Raw genomic sequence first — 17,788 nt, forward strand, 5'->3', positions numbered from 1 at the left:
TCGGAACAGTTCATTGTCGGATGTGCAGCCCGGGCCCTAGCGTTCAGAGTCCTATCCTCTGAGACCTAAGGCAGCTATCCCGATGGAAACAACGATTACCGCTGGCAGGGCCAAATCCCGCACGGGACCGGCCGACGATTCAGCCCAGCAGCGCGGAACGATGGGCAAAGTCGCCATTATCGGCTCGGGCAACATCGGTACTGATCTCATGTTCAAAGTAAGGCGGCTTTCCGAAAACCTTGAAATGTCCGTGATGGCGGGCATCGATCCTGACTCAGACGGGCTGGCCCGGGCCCGCAGCATCGGCGTCGCCACCACATCGGCAGGAGTGGAAGGCCTGATTTCCATGCCCGAGTTCGAGGGCATTGACGTGATCTTCGATGCCACCTCGGCGTCCGGTCACATCCGCAACGCCGCGGCGCTGGCGCCTCACAAGAAGAAACTGATCGACCTCACTCCAGCGGCTGTGGGCCCGTTCGTCGTTCCGTCAGTGAACCTGGATGCCCATCTCGACGCGGACAACGTGAACATGGTGACGTGCGGGGGACAGGCGACCATACCGATGATCGCCGCGATCGCCCAGGTGGCGCCCGTCCACTACGCGGAGATAGTCGCTTCCATCGCCTCCAAGTCTGCCGGCCCCGGAACCCGGGCCAACATCGACGAGTTCACCGAGACCACGGCCGACGCCATCGTCGCGGTCGGCGGCGCGCACAGCGGCAAGGCCATCATCGTCCTGAACCCGGCAGAACCCCCGGTCATCATGCGGGACACCGTCATCTGCCTGGTCGACCGGCTCAACCCGGCACAGCAGGCCGCCATGGAAGCCTCTGTTGGAGCGATGGCTGAGCGGGTGGCCGGTTACGTGCCCGGTTACCGGCTGAAGCAGGGCGTACAGTTCCAGGACGAGGGCCCCGAGTCAAGCGTGTTGGTCCCCGCGGGAACGCCGGCAGCGGCCCTGACACGGGTCACCGTGTTTCTTGAAGTCGAAGGTGCCGCCCACTACCTGCCCTCCTTTGCCGGAAACCTGGACATCATGACTTCAGCCGCCCTCCGCGTCGCGGAAAAGATGGTCTCCAGCCGAACGAAAGCCACACGATGAACCAGCACCACGAATCAGCGCGACAGGTCTACCTCCAGGACGTCACGCTCCGCGACGGAATGCACGCCGTCCGCCATCAGCTCTCACCTGAGAAGGTCGCTGAAATCGCAGGCGCCCTGGACCGAGCGGGCGTGGACGCAATCGAGGTTTCCCATGGCGACGGCCTGTCCGGAGGAAGCCTGACGTACGGACCCGGCAGCAACACTGACTGGGAATGGATCGAGGCGGCAGCATCGGCCATCAACACCGCCAGACTGACAACCCTGCTGATCCCCGGAATTGGCACGCTCTCGGACCTGCGCCGGGCCTATGCGCTCGGCGTCCGTTCGGTCCGGGTAGCCACCCACTGCACGGAGGCGGACGTCTCTGCCCAGCACATCGCCACCGCCCGCGAGATGGGCATGGACGTGTCCGGGTTCCTGATGATGTCCCACATGGCCGACCCTGAAACCTTGGTCAGGCAGGCGCTGCTGATGGAGTCGTACGGGGCCAACTGCGTCTACGTCACCGACTCGGGCGGGGCGCTGACCATGGACGGAGTTAAAGCGCGGATCCGCGCCTACCGGACAGCCCTGCGGCCGGAAACCGAAATCGGCATCCACGCCCACCAGAACCTCTCTCTTGCCGTCGCGAACTCGGTTGTTGCAGTCGAGGAAGGCGCATTCAGGGTTGACGCCTCCCTCGCCGGGCATGGAGCCGGCGCCGGCAACACCCCCATCGAGCCCTTCGTGGCCGTAGCCGACCTGCAGGGATGGGTCCACGGCGCCGATCTCTTCAAACTCCAAGACGCAGCCGACGAACTGGTCCGGCCCCTACAGGACCGCCCTGTCCAGGTGGACCGGGGCACACTCACTCTCGGTTATGCAGGCGTCTATTCAAGCTTCCTGCGTCACGCCGAACGGGCAGCAACCCAGTACGGACTGGACCCCCGGGACATCCTCCTCGAAGTCGGCCGGCGCAAACTCGTCGGCGGTCAGGAGGACATGATCGCCGACGCCGCCCTGGACCTGACGCGGAAATTCCCGGTAGCCGCGTCCGCCTTGCCCTGAGTTGTGTTCGGTCAATGGGTACCGCCACGTCGTCCCTTACTCGGTGTCCGGGGCGACCCTTTCTAAATGAGCAGGTGTCGGGTTTACTGAGGCGCAGGGCTGACACGCAAGACATGGAGGGGGAACCATGAAGTCCAAGGGGGCATGGCAAGTTGCGGGGGGTGCAATTTTCCTGGCTGTCACGGTTTTCGTCCTGCCGATGCCGCTGTTTGAGGTGTTCTCGGGTGTCGCGGGACAGGGTGCGGTGGCGCTGTTCGTCCTCGGACTCGGCCTTCTGGTAGTTGGTCTCGGTTTTGTCGCGGTGGGTCTGCACAAACGATCGCGGAACCTGCGAACGGCGCGCACCTACGACACCAGGGAGCCCTCTTCATCCGACGGGGACCGGCCGGTCAATCCTCATGCGCTGCCAAATATCTATGGCGCCACTCCCCCGCCGGGGTAGAAGCGACCAGTTGGATCAGCACCACGACAGGGAGGATCCCGCGCCACAGTGCCTGAGCTGTGTGTGGCGCGGGATCCTCCCTGCGTAGGCGGTGAAAGCCCTAGCGGCTGCTCACCTGACCGAACAGCTTCGCGATGGGCGCGAGCACCAGCGGGCGGGCGGCGTACCATCCGGCCGCCGTGATGGCGATTGCGGCCGCGAAGAGCCAGAACCCGACCCAGTTCACCACGTCGGTGCCGCCGAACATGTGGTTCAGGTTGCGCAGCGCACCGGTCGCGAACACGAGGAACACGTGGATGAGAATGAACAGCACGAAAAACAGCATGGTCGGGAAGTGAATCGCGCGCGCCACCTCCACCGGGTAGACCTTGTTCAGCGTCTTCGCGTTCTTCGGCCAGAACTCGCTCATGCGCAGACCCGTGATCGCCGCGAGCGGCGCCGCGATGAACACCACCACGAAGTACATGATCTGTTGCAGGCTGTTGTAGTTCACCCAGCCGGTCTCAACGGGCCAGTCGAGTGTCATGTACTGCAGGAGCGCGGAGAGCGCGTTCGGGACCGCGTCCCAGCTGCTCGGTACGATTCGCATCCAGCGGCCCGAGACAAACAGCAGCACCACAAAGATGAGTCCGTTGGCCATCCACAAAATGTCTAGCGACTGGTGCAGCCACAGGTTGATGCTGATCTTCTTGCCACCGCGCTTCGGCGTCCAGAACGCCGGCGGCTTCTGCTGCGTGCGCACCTGATAGCCGGAGCGAATGATGAGCACTATCAGGAAGATGTTCAGGAAGTGCGCCCACTGCGCCCACCACGGGAAGCCGGGCTCCACTGTGTCGGGCAGGTCATACGCACCGGGGTACTTCTCGAGGAACTCTGGCACGCCCGGCAGCGTCGTCACACCGCGCGCGGCGAGCACAAGAATCGCTGCGGCAGCCACGGCGCCAACCGCGAGCAGCACGACGAGCTTGATCCACTGGCCCAAGGTACGCGAGCCGTAAAGCCTTGCCTCGGCCTTTGGCTTCGCGGGCTTTTCAGCGGCGACGGACTGTGCCACGGGCGCCGGGGCGGCGGTGGCCTTGGGTGCCGGGGCCGCGGAGGCCGCGGGTGCCGGGGCGGCGGGTGCACTCGACGTCGAGAGCCCTGCCTCGGCGTCGGCCGCCACCACGCTGGTAGCCGGGGCTGGGGCGTGGGCCATGGGTTCGGGACCGGCCTGCACCGCTGGGGTGGCAGCGACCGCCGGAGCTAGTCCGGCGGGCGGCCACGGTTCACCATTGGGGACACGGGGAAGCCCGCGACGAAGCGAGGTGGTTCCCATGGTCAGTGTGGCGGGTTCGGTGGCCGGAGCAGCTGCAGGAGACATCGCGGCCGGCACTGCTGCCTTCTCACCAGCATTTGCAACGGCATCTGCGGCGGGCGCGGGCGTGGCACCTGCGGCGGGAGCCCCGGACAGGGCTGCCACTGATACCGAGGCCTCGCCCGCTGGCGGCCAAGGTTCGCCGCCCGGCACGCGCGGCAGGCCGCGGCGAAGCTGCCGAGGCCCCGCGGCGCCGGTGTTCACTGCAGGGACCGGAGCGGACAGCGCCGCACCCGGTGCGGGTTCCTGGGCCGCAGCGGGGGCGGAGGGCGCGGCGGCCGCTGGCGCGGCGGTGACCGATCCCACCCCGGAAACAGACGCTGCCGCTCCTGCGGCTCCTGCCTCTCCTGCTGTGACAATGTGTGCGGGCGCCTGGCCTGCTGGAGGCCAGGGTTCGCCACCTTCGACGCGCGGAAGGCCCCGCCGAATGGACCGAGACAGAGTTGCCATCGCTACTTCTTCCGAGCCTCAAGTGCGCTAATCAGCTGGGGCACAACCTTGAAGACGTCGCCGACCACACCATAGTCGGCGACCTCGAAGATCGGCGCGTCCCCATCCTTGTTGATGGCGACGATCATCTTCGCGGTCTGCATGCCGGCCCGGTGCTGAATCGCGCCGGAAATGCCCAGCGCCACGTACAGCTGCGGTGACACGGAAACCCCGGTCTGGCCGACCTGATGCGCCGTCGGGACGAATCCTGCATCCACCGCGGCGCGCGACGCACCAACGGCGGCACCGAGGGTATCGGCGAGCTGTCCAACGAGGGCGAACTGTTCCTCCGACCCGAGGCCGCGGCCACCCGCGACAACCTTCGTGGCACCACGCAGCTCCGGCCGCGAGGTGGCGGCAACTGCCTCCTCGAACGAATCGATCCGCGCGGCCGGCTTCGCCGAGGGCGTCACGGACAAGGTCTCCGACGCCGGCGGCTGAGCCGTAGCGCGCGCCTCGACGGAGCCCTGGCGAACCGTAATCACCGGCGCCCCAAACGTGGACGTTGACGTCACATTGTAGGCACCGCCGTAGACGGAGTGGTGTGCCACGACGCCCTCGTCATCACGCGACACACCGACGGCATCGGCAGAAATCGCTGCGCGCGAACGGGCAGCGTAACGGCCGGCAAGGTCGCGCCCATTCAGGGAATGCGAAATCAGGATCGCGTCTGGCTGCACCCGCTCGACGGCGGCGGCGAGCGCGTCGACGCTCGGCACTCCGAGCGCGGAAGGATCCGGAGTCTCCGCGATCAGTGCGCGGGCGGCACCAAGGGCCGCGGCCTCCGCGGCGGCGGCGCTTCCGGCGCCGGGCGAGGCAAGTACCAATGCTATTGGCGTGCCAACCGCAGCGGCGGCACCGAAGAGTCCGGGTGCGGCCTGCTCGAGTTCACCGGATGCCCGGGTTTCCACGACGACGAGGATTGCGTCACGAGGGAAATCAGTCATGTCGTTAATCCTTAAGCCAGTCGGTTTTCTATCAGGAAGTCAGCGAGCTTCTCGCCGGCATCACCCTCGTCGACGATCTTCACGCCCGCCGCGCGCGGCGGCCTCTCTGCAACGGCCAGCATGATCGAACGCGCCGCTTCCGGGTTGTCGGCCGTGATCCCGAGGTCTGCGAGGGTAAGGACCTCAAGGGGCTTCTTTTTCGCGGCCATAATTCCCTTGAAGTTCGGGAAGCGCGCCTCGGGAAGCGCCTCGGTAATGGAAATCACCGCGGGCAGGTTCGCCGAGACCTTCTGCACGCCGGAGTCAACGGCCCTGGAGCCCGACACCGCGCCGTCGCTGATCTCGACGGCGTTGAGGCCGGTTACATGCGGCACGTCAAGCAGTTCTGCAAGCATCGCGGGAATCATGCCGCCTGATCCATCGGTGGAGACGTTGCCAGTGATCACAAGGTCAAACCCAACGCGACGGATCGCTGCTGCAAGGGTTTCGGCGGTAAGTCCAAGATCCGCACCCCGGAGCGCCTCGTCAGAGACGTGGATGGCGCTTCCCGCGCCCATCGCAAGCGCCTTGCGTATCGTTGCCGTCGCACCCTCGGGCGCGAGGGAGAGGACGGCGACCTCAGTGCCCGCGTTCGCGTCGGCATACGTCAGTGCCAGCTCCAAGGCCCGCTCACCGATCTCATCAATGACTGCCTCGCTGGCTCCTCGATCGGCGAGGCCTGTTTCAAGGTTCAGTTTTCGGTCCCCGTACGTGTCGGGGACCTCCTTAACTAGGACGATAATCTTCATTGATGGGTCTTCCTGTGGCGGGCTTGTCCCTTGAGAGGAGACATTGTCGAACCCATCGAGTCTACGAAACTGGGGCCCTTTCCGCCCGACAGGGCCCGTGTCGTGAATAGTCTTCGTCCTTGGCGGTGCTCGTCACACCGGCTCTCGAGACAGGCCTTCGTCCCAGAGACGCCTGGAACCGAATCAAATACCCGTCCGGATCTGCCACCAGAAACTGTGTAACGCCGTCTTCGTCCTCGCCGGTTCTGTACCACTTGGTCTCCGGCGCCAGGAAGAGCGGCCAGCCTGCGGCATCCAGCGCTTGCACGAGCGGCTCGATCGACGGAACTGAAACCTGAAAGTTAATCCCGCGCCCGAGTGGACGTTCAAGAGTTCCGGTGATCCAGTTACGACCCGATCCAGCCTGCTCCAGCATGACGTGCGCCGTCCCCCTGGCGATATAGGCAGATCCCTCATGGATCCGGTGATAGAGCACCGCGAACCCGCACAGCCCGCACCAGAAATCCAGGCTCTTGTCGAGATCCGTGATCAGAAGCTCCGGCACCAGGCCCGGATCGGGGGCAATGGGCGCTGTAGTCATACCAAGATCTTCCCAGCTGCTCGTAAAACGTGTGCCTTGCATGGATAAAGCCGCTCGAGGCACGACTAAGAATGTGAGGGTTTCCGGGCATGCCATCCACCGCTGGAAGGGTCTCAAACCTTATGCTGGGCACGCATCCCTCGCAGAGGTTCTGTGGGGAGTTACCGATTGGGGCAGGGATGAGAGTTTTCAGGCGTGTCGTCATGCCGGTGGCGTGGCTGGCCGTATTTGCCGTCATCGCACTGGCGTTAGTTAAAATCGCGTTCGTCGACGGGCTGCAAACCGGGCCGGCCATGGCTGGGCCGGCGGCCGAAGTTGCTGTCCCGGTGGTCCAGGCGTCCCGCGCTACCGTAACCAACACGGTGCAGGTCAAGGCGACCGTGCAGAGTGATCCCGTTGTGGGGGTCCGAAACACCGTGGCTGGCCTGGTGACGCACCTTTTCCTGAAACCAGGCGCGAAGGTGGCCTCGGGGGCTCCGCTGTACCAGGTCCGGACTGAAGTGCCGCCTGAACCGTCAGCTTCCGTCGCTGTGGCCACAGGCACTGATGGGTCAGGATCCGGGAGCGCGCTGTCGCGGACGGCCGCGCTGCCGACCTACAGGTATACCGATGTGGTGGCTCCGGCATCCGGTGAACTGAAGGCCTTGGACGTGCTTCTCAACCAGCAGGTCAGCGTGGGTGAAGCCGCGGGTTCGGTTGATCCCGGGACTTTCACCGTCAGTGGCTCAATCGACGCCGCGCAGCAGTACCGGCTCTTGGCCAAGCCCGGGTCAGCCCAGGTGTCGCTGGTTGGCGGGCCTGCTCCTTTCACCTGTTCCTCTGTGGTCTTGGCAGGTGCGACCGGCGCCGCCGACGGCGGTGGTTCCGGCGGCGTCGGCGGCGGAGCAAGCCGCTCCGTCCCCTACGCGGTGGCGGGCCCAGGCTCCTACGGCGGCGCACCTGAGCAGGGCGGGACGCCCACGGGAACGCTGAGCTGCGCGGTGCCAACAGGAGTTGAGGTCTTCGCGGGACTGGGCGCAACCATGACTGTCACTGCTGGAGAGGCCGCGAACGTGGTCACCGTCCCCCTCACTTCTGTGGAAGGCAGCGTCAAAGAAGGCGTGGTGTGGCTGGCGGCGACGGACATGAACCCCAACTCAGGCGGACCGCCGGTCGCGGGTGGCTCTACGGTGGATCCGGCCGGCCTGCCTGCCGGCGAGCCCCAACAACGCAAGGTCCAGCTGGGTCTCAACGACGGCTCAGTGGTCGAGGTGGTCTCCGGCCTCGCCGAAGGAGAGACGATCCTTGAGTTCATCCCGGGCGCCCCAGCGCAGGCGGCCCCCGGATCCCAGTTCGGCGTCCCGGCCGGCCCGATGGGAGGGTGACGGTGGAGGAACTCGTAGCCCTGAGGGGCGTAACCCGGACCGTTCGGTTGCCCGATGACCAGGAGCTCCATATTCTCCGCGGCGTCGATCTCACAGTGCACAGCGGCGACCACACCGCGGTGGTCGGACGTTCCGGCTGCGGCAAATCCACACTCTTGAACCTGCTGGGGCTCCTGGACGTTCCCACCAGCGGCGAACTCACGTTCCAGGGAACACCGGTGCAACACCTGCGCGACAGCGCCCGTGCCAGGCTGCGCGGGGAGGCAGTCGGGTTTGTGTTTCAGCAATTCAACCTCTTGCCTGGCAGGAACGCCCTGGACAACGTGATCACACCCCTGCTTTACGCCGGGGGAAAAGAGTTCTGGCGACGCCGGGAAATAGCCATGGACATCCTGGACCGGGTGGGCCTGGCCCACCGCGCCCTGACTATGCCCAACATGCTCTCCGGCGGCGAACAACAACGCGTTGCCATAGCCAGGGCGCTGGTCCGCCGCCCCCGTCTGATCCTCGCGGATGAACCCACCGGCGCCCTGGACGTCGACACCGGCCAGGCAGTCATGGCGCTGCTGGACAGGGTAGCCACAGAATCCGGCGCGGCACTGATCACCATCACCCACGACGTGAACGTCGCAGCCTTGGCCAGGGCCTGCTACCGGCTCGAAACCGGTGTGCTTTCTGCCGCTGAAGTCCCCATGGGAGCGAACGCATGACCGGAATCATTTCCGCCCTCGTGGAGGCCTGGCAGGAACTGCGGATCCACAAGACCCGGGTTCTCCTCGCCCTGATCGGGGTGGCGCTGTCCGTGGCAGCCGTGACCTCCGTCGTCGGCCTCGGGAACTTGGCACGCGAAGGCTTCAAAGCCTCCTCCGAGCAAAATGGCGGACGTTCGGCCACCCTGGGCATCGGTGTGTACGGGCCGACGCAGGCTGATCAGCGGAAACTCGAAGCCGCCTACCAGGGCATCATCGACCGCTACAAGATCACCTACTACACTCATTCGACCCAGGCACAGCATGGATTCCAGTCCCCCTACGGCGTGCAGCAAGTGAACCTCCAAGTCGTGGACCCCGGCTACGGAATCATCCATCGACTCAACGTCAGCCAGGGCGGCTGGTTCGCCGACGACGACGAAAACCGGCTTGCCCCGGCGCTGGTCGTCTCAGAGGGCTTTTACGGCATGGCGGGCCGGCCCAACCTCACCACCAGTCCAAAGGTTCAACTGGTCGGTACCCAGAAAACCACAGCCGTGATCATCGGAGTGATCCCCGACCAGTACCCCCAAGCACCACCGGCGGCCTTTATGCTGACCGGGGCCGCGGACCGGGCCAATATTTCTGCCGGAGGACCCGGACAGTTCAAGTTCTGGGTCGGGGACGGCCAGGCCGAAGCGCTCAAGTATGCCATCACCGCAGATCTGCAGCAGCAGTTCCCCGGCATGCAGGTCCAGGTGGACCGGATGGACTACGCCAGCCAGGGCGACCCCTTCGCGACCGTACAGCTGGCTGTCGGCGGCATCGCCGGACTGGTCCTTCTTCTGGGTGCTGTCGGCATGCTGAACATTTCCATGGTTACCGTCAGATACCGGGTACGCGAAATCGGCATCCGCCGCAGCTTCGGCGCAACATCCTCGCGAATCTTCGTCGGCGTCATGATGGAAACGGTGGTAGCGACGGCGGTGGCCGGAATCGTGGGAGTAATGGCCTCTGTAGCCATAGTGAAAAGTCCGTGGGTTCAAGCCAAGATCGCACCGGGACTGGACCAATACCCGGCGTTTCCCATTGAAGCTGCCTTGCTGGGACTGGGCTCGGCCATCCTGGTGGGCGCACTTGCCGGCGCCATCCCTGCGCTGGTGGCAGTTCGAATCAAGGTCATTGACGCAATCCGCTTCTGAACGGCCAGGCTTCTCAACGGCAAGGCGCCCCGTTGACAAGTGCAAAACGTTTTGTGTAACGTGTCTCACACCAGATACAAAACGTTTTGCAAAGGGAAGTCAATGACGACAAGAGTGGGAATACGCGACGTGGCCAAGGCCGCCGGGGTCTCGGTCACCACGGTGTCGCATGCCCTCAACGACGCCACGAGTTTCCGGGTGAAGGCAGCGACGCAGCAACTCGTCCGGGACGTTGCCAGGGATCTTGGGTACGCCCCGAACAAGATGGCCAGCGGACTGCGCAACCAGCGCTCGCAGATCCTTGGCCTGGTGAGTGACGAAATCACCACCACCCCCTATGCAGGCGCCATGATCCGCGGCGCGCAGGACGCAGCCTATGACCGCGGCTATGTGGTGATGGTGGTCAACTCGGGCCTGGACAGCGAGCTGGAAACCCGTGAAATCAACATGCTGCGGCAGCATCAGGTGGACGGGGTGGTCTATGCCAGGATGTTCCACCAGAGCGTGCAGGTCCCCGCGGAACTGGAGGGCCTTCCCACCGTGCTGCTGGATTCCGTCACTGGCGACAGGTCCATCTCCTCGGTTACCCCCGACGAGGTGGCCGCTGCCGAGACCGCCGTTGAAGCAATCATCCAGGCGGGCCACACCCGGATCGGGATGATCAACAACGTCGACGACATCCCCGCCACGCACGGCCGCAGGGAGGGTTTCCTTAACGCTCTCCGGCGGCACGGCCTGGAGCACGACCCCCGCCACTTCGTGATCGGCCAGCCCGAAACCACGGGCGGCCGCGAGGCCGCACTGGGCCTGCTCGCTCAGCCCGACCGTCCCACAGCCCTGTTCTGCTTCAGTGACAGGGTTGCCATGGGCGCCTACCAGGCGGCCGCGGCATTGGGGCTGCGCATTCCGGAGGACGTGTCCATTGTGGGGATCGACAATCTCGAAATCATCGCCGACGCCCTGTGGCCGGGGCTCACTACAGTCGCCCTTCCCCACTACGAAATGGGCCGTTGGGCGGTCAACCGAATCCTGGACGACATTGAAAATCCCGGCGCACCCGCAGTCCAGACGCAACTGGACTGCCCCCTGATTGAGCGGGGGTCCCTCGGCCCGCCGCCACATTAGCTGATTGCCGGCACCAAGCCGCCAGTCACCAAGCCGTTCCACTGCTCCACCGCTCCACCGCCCGGGGACCGCAAAAAGAAGGGACGCAGCCGTTGCACCGGCCGCGTCCCGAAGGACCCGGGGCAATCTCCCACGCCCACATTCAGCAGAAAGATTGACCATCATGAACAAGCGATTCACCCGGATCCTCGCCACCAGTGTAGCTGCGGCGGCACTTGTCGGCTCCCTGGGCGCCTGCGGAAAGGGCAGCGCCTCGGCCCCGTCCGAGGGCTCCAACGAGATCACCATGTGGACCCACAACGCGGGCAACCCCGAGGAACTCAAGGCCATCGAAAACATCGTCGACTCCTACAACACGAGCGCCGGCGCCAAGGCCAAGATCAAGGTCCAGGCATTCCCGCAGGACTCCTACAACGACTCCGTGGTCTCGGCCGCGGCCGCCGGGAAGCTCCCCTGCATCGTTGACATCGATGGCCCCAACGTTCCCAACTGGGCCTGGGCAAAGTATCTGACACCGCTGAAGCTCGACGCGGATGTTTCCAAGAATCTGCCGAGCACGGTGGCCAAATGGGAGGGCGAGACCTACGCCGTGGGCACCTATGACGTCGCGCTGGCGATGCTCGCACGCGCCTCCGACCTCAAGGCAGCCGGTGTCCGCGTCGCCACCGTCGAGAAGCCGTGGACCAAGGACGAGTTCCAAGACGCGCTGACCAAACTCAAGGCCCTGGGCAAGTGGGAATACCCGCTGGACATGGGAACCGCCGGAACCGGCGAGTGGCTGCCCTACGCCTACTCACCGTTCCTGCAGTCCTTCGGTGGGGACCTGATCAACCGCGACGGGTTCCAGTCGGCAGACGGCGCACTCAATGGCGACAAGGCCGTCGAATGGGCCCAGTGGTTCCGCGGCCTCGCCGACCAGGGATTCATGGCGAAGAAGAGCGGCAAGGACTCCACCCAGGACTTCCTGAACAACAAGAGCGGCATTCTCTACACCGGCTCCTGGGCCGCGGACAAGGCACGCGCTGCAGTGGGCAAGGACCTCGTGGTCATGCCGTCCGTGGACCTCGGGAACGGCCCCAAGATCGGCGGCGCCTCCTGGCAGTGGGGCGTGACCAGCGGCTGCACCAACTCCGCGGCAGCCATGGACTACCTCTCCTACTCGCTCAAGCCGGAAAACCTGGCCGCGGTGGCGAAGGCAACGGGCACCATCCCGGCCACCGACGAGGCCGCCGCGCTCCTCCCCGCGTTCGCCAAGGGCGGCACAAACCGGATCTTCATGGAACTTTCCCGCAACTACGCGGTGATGCGCCCTGAAACCCCGGCCTATCCCTTCATCGCCACCGAATACGGCAAGGCTGTTCAGGACATCCTCGCCGGCGCAGACCCCAAGACGGCGCTGGACAAGTCGGTCAAGGCCATCGACGCCAATATCAAGTCCAACGGCGGCTACAAGAACTAGCCAGCTGCCGAGCGGTACGACGACGGCGGTGCGCAACCGCCGCCGTCGTCGTACCTCAGGCCCTGACTGTCGACGGAGAAAACCATGACAACCACCCAACTCCCCTCCCCCGGCCGCCGCCTGGCGGACCCGGCCCCGGCCGCACCGCCCAGCAAACCGCGCCGCCGGCCGCGCCACCTGCGCGAACAGATCAGCGGGTGGGGAATGATCGCCCCGGCCGCGGTCCTCCTGCTCGCCTTCGTCTTCCTCCCGGCGATCCTGGGCTTCGGCCTGGCGTTCACCAACGCTCGGCTTGTTTCCCCGCGGCCCGTCGAGTTCGTCGGCACGGACAACTTCGCGCGGCTCTTCGCGGATCCCACGTTTTGGCGGTCGCTGCTGAACGTCAGCTATTTCGCCGTCGTGGTGGTGCCGGTCCAGTCCGGCCTGGCCCTGGCGATGGCCCTCCTGATCAACAAGAAGTTCCGCGGCGTGAACTTCTTCCGCACCATCTACTTCCTTCCCGTGGTGACGTCCATGGTGGTGGTGTCCCTGCTGTGGATGTTCATGTACCGCAAGGACGGCCTGATCAACGAGTTGCTGTCGGCGGCCAGTTTCGGCCTGATCAACGGCCCGGACTGGCTCAACGATCCCGCCACCGCCATGCCGGCCATCATCGCCCTGTCCATCTGGCAGGCCGCGGGTTTCCACATGATCATCTGGCTCGCGGGCCTGCAGAGCATCTCCGGGGAACTGTACGAGGCCGCCCAACTCGACGGGGCCAGCCGCTGGCACCAGTTCCGCTACGTGACCTGGCCCGGCCTCAGGCACACCCGCACCCTGGTCCTGGTGACCATCACCATCCAGGCTCTCGGGCTCTTCGACCAGGTCAGCGTCATGACCCAGGGCGGGCCCCTCGATTCCACCACCACCATCATCTACGAGGCGGTGCGCTCCGGCTTCAAGCAGCAGGAGACCTCCTACGCCTCGGCCATCTCGCTCGTGTTCTTCGTGCTCGTGCTGCTGATCTCCGCAGTGCAGCGCTACCTGACCCGAGAGAAGGACTGACGTGAAACAGACACTCAATTCCAAGGGTCTCGGCAGCGCAACGACCATGGCGGTCCGCCTCCTGTTCGCCGCCGTCGCCGCCTTCCCCATCGTGTTCATGATGGTGTCCTCCCTCAAACCGGACCAGCAGATCTTCGGCGACATGTCCTCGGTGGCGGCGTTCCTGCCGATCGGCAACATTTCGCTGGACAACTACGCAGCCGTGTTCGACAGGGTCCCGGCCGCCCGCTTCCTGATCAACTCCATCGGCATCTCCGCGGTCACGGTGGTGCTCGGCATCTTCATCAACAGCCTCTGCGCCTTTGCCTTGTCCCGCATGGAGGTTCGCGGCAAGCGCGTGGTGTTCACCGCGATCCTTGCCACCCTCATCGTGCCCTTCCAGACGCTGGCGCTGCCGCTGGTGTGGTGGGTCAATCAGCTGCCGTACTTTGAGCTCAACGGGTTCAGCCTCGAGATCTCAAAGGGCTGGCTGGACACCTACCAGGTCCAGATCATCCCGTTCATCGCTAACGCGTTCTCCATCTACCTGTTCCACCAGTATTTCGAGTCCATCCCGAAGGAACTGGACGAGGCAGCCCGGATCGACGGCGCCGGCTGGTTCACCATCTACCGCAAGGTGGTCATGCCCCTCGCGGGACCTGCCACCGCCACCGTGGCCATCCTGACCTTCCTGCCCGCCTGGAACTCCTACCTGTGGCCGCTCATGGTGGTCCAGTCCGAGGAGCTCCGCCCGGTGATGATCGGCATCCAGTACTTCTTCCAGCTCAACGTCTCCTGGGGCGAGGTGATGGCTTACGCGTCCCTCATCACCGTTCCCGTGGTGGTCCTCTTCGTCGCGTTCCAGCGATCCTTCATCAACAGCATCGCCTCCAGCGGCGTCAAGGGCTGACCAGCCTCCTCACGCGAAAGCCTGCAAAGAACCCTCATGAAAACACTCACCGAACTCGACTGCCAGTACCGGCCAAAGTGGCACTACTCCGCGGAGCGCAACTGGCTCAACGACCCCAACGGACTGGTCTACGCCAACGGCACCTACCACCTCTTCTACCAGCACAACCCGCACGGCGATGGGTGGGGCAACATGTCCTGGGGCCACGCCACCTCCACGAACCTGCAGCACTGGGACGAGCAACCCGTGGCCATCGCGTGCGACGAGCAGGAAGCCATCTTTTCCGGCTCCGCCGTGGTGGATGTCCATAACACCAGCGGCTTCGGCGTCGGAGGCGTGCCTCCGTTGGTGGCCATCTACACCAGCGCGTATTCGCCCGCGTCCCCGCTCGCCGGGCGGCAGGCACAGTCCCTCGCCTACAGCACGGACGACGGCGCCACCTGGACCAAGTACGCCGGGAACCCCGTGCTGGACCGGGCCTCCCCGGACTTCCGCGACCCCAAAGTCTTTTGGCACGACGGCGACGCCGGCAGCTACTGGGTGCTGGTCGCCGTCGAGGCACTCCACCACGAGGTGGTGCTGTACAAGTCGGCGGACCTGTTGTCCTGGGAGTACCTGAGCACCTTCGGCCCGGCGAACGCCACCGGAGGGGTGTGGGAATGCCCGGACCTGTTCGAACTGCCGGTGGACGGCGATGAAGCAAACACCCGGTGGGTCCTCGTGGTCAACCTCAGCCCCGGCGGGATCGCCGGCGGATCGGGCGGCCAGTACTTCATCGGAACTTTCGACGGCGTGACGTTCCGTTCCGAAACCACCGTCACCGACGGCGTGCAGGCCGATGACAGCCGGATGGCCGACTACGGGTGGCTCGACTGGGGCCGGGACTACTACGCGGCCGTGTCCTTCAGCAACGTCCCCGGCGGCCGGCGGCTCATGATCGGCTGGATGAACAACTGGCAGTACGCCGCCGCCACACCCTCAGAGGGCTGGCGCAGCGCGATGTCCCTTGTCCGTGAAGTCCGGCTGGTGTCCCGCGGCGGGCACCCGGTGCTGGTGCAGGAGGCGGTGGACCCGTTCGGCAACCACGGCACAGAGCTGTCCACCCTGGACCGGCAGCCGTTGGCGGACGGGGTGACCTGGCTTCCGGCCGAGGCCTGCGGCGATGTGCTGCGAATCGACGCGGAATTCGAGCCCGGCGCCGCCGGCAGGGTGGGTCTCGTGCTCCGCGCCGGCGGCGAAACGGGCGGGGAATCCGGCTCCAGGTCCGGGCCCGGAGCCGGAACGCGCACTGTCCTGGCCTACGACAGCCTCACGGCGGAGCTGAGCCTGGACCGGACCGAATCCGGCAACGTGGGGTTCCACGAGGCATTCCCGTCGGTGGAGCGCGTTGCCGTGGCCTTGGAGGACGGCCGGCTAAGGCTCCGGGTCTTCCTGGACCGCTGCTCGGTCGAGGTCTTCGCGCAGGACGGCCTGGCGACCATCACCGATCTGGTCTTTCCCTCGAACTCCAGCACCGCCGTCGGACTGCTGGCCGAAGGCGAGGGCGGCATCCTGGCGGGTCTCGCCGTCTTCGCCTGACCGGTCTGGTCGCCGTCGTCAGGAAGCCTGCTACAGGGCCCGCAGGTTGGCCAGCAATGGCATGCTCAACAGTTTGTTGACAACATGATGTTGATGCCAGAAGCTGGTTGAGTCGCCGGGCGCCGACTCGACGGGAAATGGAGTCTGGAATGAACGAGACCGAGGGGACCCGTCCGGGATCCGGCGACGCAGCGGAGACTCAGCGCCAAAGCCAGGCCACGCGGATGTTGCTGGACAGAGGCGCTTCCGAACTGCCGCCCCGGCCCTGGCTTGGTGAGCGGCAGCCCCCTTCGGCGAGTGACCTGATTCAGCACGTCCTGTGGCGGGCCAACGGGACCGGCCGCGGGGAGGCCGTGGACGGCCTGGACGTGCGTGCCGGCCTCACGCTTGTTTCAGCCGCGCGGGCAGAGATGGATGGCCTGGAAACCGCGCTCCTGTTCCTGGCACGGGCCGAGGGTCTGACCTGGCCTCAGATTGCCCAGAGCCTTGGTCTCCGCTCGGCGCAGGCCGCGCAGCAGAGACTTGATCGGCTATCCGGCAGACCCGAGACGGGTGTGGTGGGCTGACGTGGAATTTACCTCTCCGGCGACGGCCGGAACAGAAGGCACGGATCCCTCCGGCGCCGTTCTCACCGGCATCGGCGCCAGCCCGGGCACCGCCTGCGGGACAGCACGGACCGTTCACAGCCTCGACGAATTCTCGGCAGTGACACCCGGCGACATCCTGGTCTGCCGCACCACTGACCCCGCCTGGACACCGCTGTTCGGGATGGCCGCAGCAGTCATCACGGAAACGGGCGGGATGCTTTCGCACGCCGCCATCGTGGCCCGCGAGCACGGCATCCCCGCCGTCCTGGGGGTAGCCGGCGCCCTGACCCGCATCGCAAACGGAACGACGCTCGTGGTCGACGGAACGCATGGAACCGTCCGCGCGAAACCGGCAAGTCCCGGGGCGGCTCCATGATGGGCCCGGAGCAGCCATCCATGCTGCTCACCCTCCACGCCCTGAGGCTGCTCGGCTTCGCTGACACTGAGTCAGTTGCCGCCCGGTTTGGCCAGGATCCGCACGACGTCGAACGGCTCCTCATTGACGCCGGCGCGAAAGGGTGGGCGTCGCGCTCCTCATTCGGGGGAATCGGGGGCTGGTCCCTGACCGTGGCCGGCAGGACTGAAAACGAACGGCTCCTGGCGGAGGAGCTGGACAGCGCGGGCGGCCAGGCAGCAGTCACCGCCGTGCACGCGAAGTTTGCACCCCTGAACGCACGAGTCGTGGCCGCCTGCAGCAAACTCCAACTCCGTTGGCTCTCCGACGGAAATCAGCCCAACGACGGGATCGACGAGCAGACACAGCAAACCTTCACCCAGGCGGTGGCGTCCCTCAGCGATCTGGAAGTCCGCCTGACCGCCGTGTTGCCGCGGTTCAGCGGATACGCGAAACGCCTCGAGCAGGCAGTGGCAAACGCAGCCACAGAGCCCGCGTGGCTCACCGCCACAGACCGCGACTCCTTCCACCGCATCTGGTTCGAGCTGCACGAAGATCTCATCGCCACCCTCGGCATCCGGCGATGAACAACGGGCTCTGCAGGTCCGGACCCGGGGTCCCGTCGTCGGAGTTTGGCTGGTACATCAAGCCACGGCTCAGAAGGGTGGATTGATGGGTTCGCCTGAGTCTCGTCAGGTGCATCCGT

Annotated in this window: 18 protein-coding genes; 14 read left to right on the forward strand and 4 right to left on the reverse strand. The window is 65.5% G+C overall.

Translation table 11 applies throughout. From position 1 onward, the window contains the following. The first annotated feature begins 82 nt into the window (after nucleotides 1-82). The 3 genes from AC1DZQ_RS01190 (at nucleotide 83) to AC1DZQ_RS01200 (ending at nucleotide 2,593) form a co-directional block, all read left to right on the forward strand. Entirely contained in the window at nucleotides 83-1,102 is a 1,020-nt protein-coding gene (locus AC1DZQ_RS01190) for an acetaldehyde dehydrogenase (acetylating) (RefSeq protein ID WP_476961753.1), read from the forward strand. Continuing rightward, nucleotides 1,099-2,151, forward strand: a complete 1,053-nt coding sequence (dmpG, locus tag AC1DZQ_RS01195; protein WP_476961754.1) for a 4-hydroxy-2-oxovalerate aldolase — start codon at nucleotides 1,099-1,101, stop codon at nucleotides 2,149-2,151. The genes AC1DZQ_RS01190 and dmpG overlap by 4 nt, the downstream gene beginning before the upstream one ends. Nucleotides 2,152-2,278: 127 nt before the next feature. Continuing rightward, nucleotides 2,279-2,593: a hypothetical protein gene (locus AC1DZQ_RS01200; RefSeq protein ID WP_476961755.1), complete on the forward strand. Its 315-nt coding sequence runs from the start codon at nucleotides 2,279-2,281 to the stop codon at nucleotides 2,591-2,593. 100 nt (nucleotides 2,594-2,693) lie between these two features. Here the strand turns inward: AC1DZQ_RS01200 and AC1DZQ_RS01205 are convergent, their stop codons facing one another. The 4 genes from AC1DZQ_RS01205 to AC1DZQ_RS01220 all read right to left on the reverse strand — a co-directional run bounded on the left by AC1DZQ_RS01205 (nucleotide 2,694) and on the right by AC1DZQ_RS01220 (nucleotide 6,751). Beyond that, complete coding sequence (locus AC1DZQ_RS01205; RefSeq protein WP_476961756.1) at nucleotides 2,694-3,758, reverse strand: cytochrome b/b6 domain-containing protein; 1,065 nt, start codon at nucleotides 3,756-3,758, stop codon at nucleotides 2,694-2,696. A 641-nt stretch (nucleotides 3,759-4,399) separates the two neighbouring features. Beyond that, complete coding sequence (locus tag AC1DZQ_RS01210; protein ID WP_476961757.1) at nucleotides 4,400-5,383, reverse strand: electron transfer flavoprotein subunit alpha/FixB family protein; 984 nt, start codon at nucleotides 5,381-5,383, stop codon at nucleotides 4,400-4,402. Between the two features lie 11 nt (nucleotides 5,384-5,394). Next, nucleotides 5,395-6,171, reverse strand: coding sequence for an electron transfer flavoprotein subunit beta/FixA family protein (locus AC1DZQ_RS01215; RefSeq protein ID WP_476961758.1), 777 nt, complete (start codon nucleotides 6,169-6,171; stop codon nucleotides 5,395-5,397). Nucleotides 6,172-6,232: 61 nt separating this feature from the next. Beyond that, nucleotides 6,233-6,751 (reverse strand): bleomycin resistance protein, encoded by a 519-nt coding sequence (locus AC1DZQ_RS01220; RefSeq protein ID WP_476961759.1) that lies wholly within the window; start codon nucleotides 6,749-6,751, stop codon nucleotides 6,233-6,235. 179 nt (nucleotides 6,752-6,930) lie between these two features. Here AC1DZQ_RS01220 and AC1DZQ_RS01225 point away from each other — a divergent pair, with 179 nt between their 5' ends. The 11 genes from AC1DZQ_RS01225 to AC1DZQ_RS01275 all read left to right on the forward strand — a co-directional run bounded on the left by AC1DZQ_RS01225 (nucleotide 6,931) and on the right by AC1DZQ_RS01275 (nucleotide 17,669). Next, nucleotides 6,931-8,115, forward strand: coding sequence for an efflux RND transporter periplasmic adaptor subunit (locus AC1DZQ_RS01225; protein WP_476961760.1), 1,185 nt, complete (start codon nucleotides 6,931-6,933; stop codon nucleotides 8,113-8,115). After that, nucleotides 8,112-8,825: an ABC transporter ATP-binding protein gene (locus AC1DZQ_RS01230; RefSeq protein ID WP_476961761.1), complete on the forward strand. Its 714-nt coding sequence runs from the start codon at nucleotides 8,112-8,114 to the stop codon at nucleotides 8,823-8,825. The genes AC1DZQ_RS01225 and AC1DZQ_RS01230 overlap by 4 nt, the downstream gene beginning before the upstream one ends. After that, nucleotides 8,822-10,006, forward strand: coding sequence for an ABC transporter permease (locus tag AC1DZQ_RS01235; RefSeq protein ID WP_476961762.1), 1,185 nt, complete (start codon nucleotides 8,822-8,824; stop codon nucleotides 10,004-10,006). The genes AC1DZQ_RS01230 and AC1DZQ_RS01235 overlap by 4 nt, the downstream gene beginning before the upstream one ends. A 102-nt stretch (nucleotides 10,007-10,108) precedes the next feature. Continuing rightward, a complete protein-coding gene (locus tag AC1DZQ_RS01240; protein ID WP_476961763.1) occupies nucleotides 10,109-11,131 on the forward strand; it encodes a LacI family DNA-binding transcriptional regulator in 1,023 nt (340 codons plus the stop codon). A gap of 163 nt (nucleotides 11,132-11,294) precedes the next feature. Further along, nucleotides 11,295-12,590, forward strand: coding sequence for a sugar ABC transporter substrate-binding protein (locus AC1DZQ_RS01245; protein ID WP_476961764.1), 1,296 nt, complete (start codon nucleotides 11,295-11,297; stop codon nucleotides 12,588-12,590). Nucleotides 12,591-12,674: 84 nt separating this feature from the next. Beyond that, nucleotides 12,675-13,634: a carbohydrate ABC transporter permease gene (locus AC1DZQ_RS01250; RefSeq protein ID WP_476961765.1), complete on the forward strand. Its 960-nt coding sequence runs from the start codon at nucleotides 12,675-12,677 to the stop codon at nucleotides 13,632-13,634. A 46-nt stretch (nucleotides 13,635-13,680) separates the two neighbouring features. Continuing rightward, nucleotides 13,681-14,523, forward strand: coding sequence for a carbohydrate ABC transporter permease (locus AC1DZQ_RS01255; RefSeq protein ID WP_476962026.1), 843 nt, complete (start codon nucleotides 13,681-13,683; stop codon nucleotides 14,521-14,523). Nucleotides 14,524-14,559: 36 nt separating this feature from the next. Further along, a complete protein-coding gene (locus tag AC1DZQ_RS01260; protein WP_476961766.1) occupies nucleotides 14,560-16,101 on the forward strand; it encodes a glycoside hydrolase family 32 protein in 1,542 nt (513 codons plus the stop codon). Between the two features lie 149 nt (nucleotides 16,102-16,250). After that, the gene (locus AC1DZQ_RS01265; RefSeq protein ID WP_476961767.1) at nucleotides 16,251-16,667 is read left to right on the forward strand and encodes a hypothetical protein; all 417 of its coding nucleotides are present in this window, start codon (nucleotides 16,251-16,253) and stop codon (nucleotides 16,665-16,667) included. Between the two features lies 1 nt (nucleotide 16,668). Beyond that, entirely contained in the window at nucleotides 16,669-17,064 is a 396-nt protein-coding gene (locus AC1DZQ_RS01270) for a PEP-utilizing enzyme (RefSeq protein ID WP_476961768.1), read from the forward strand. Between the two features lie 20 nt (nucleotides 17,065-17,084). Further along, nucleotides 17,085-17,669 (forward strand): hypothetical protein, encoded by a 585-nt coding sequence (locus tag AC1DZQ_RS01275; protein ID WP_476961769.1) that lies wholly within the window; start codon nucleotides 17,085-17,087, stop codon nucleotides 17,667-17,669. Nucleotides 17,670-17,788: the final 119 nt, after the last annotated feature.

It is taken from the genome of Arthrobacter sp. P1_C12_2, from assembly GCF_056406415.1.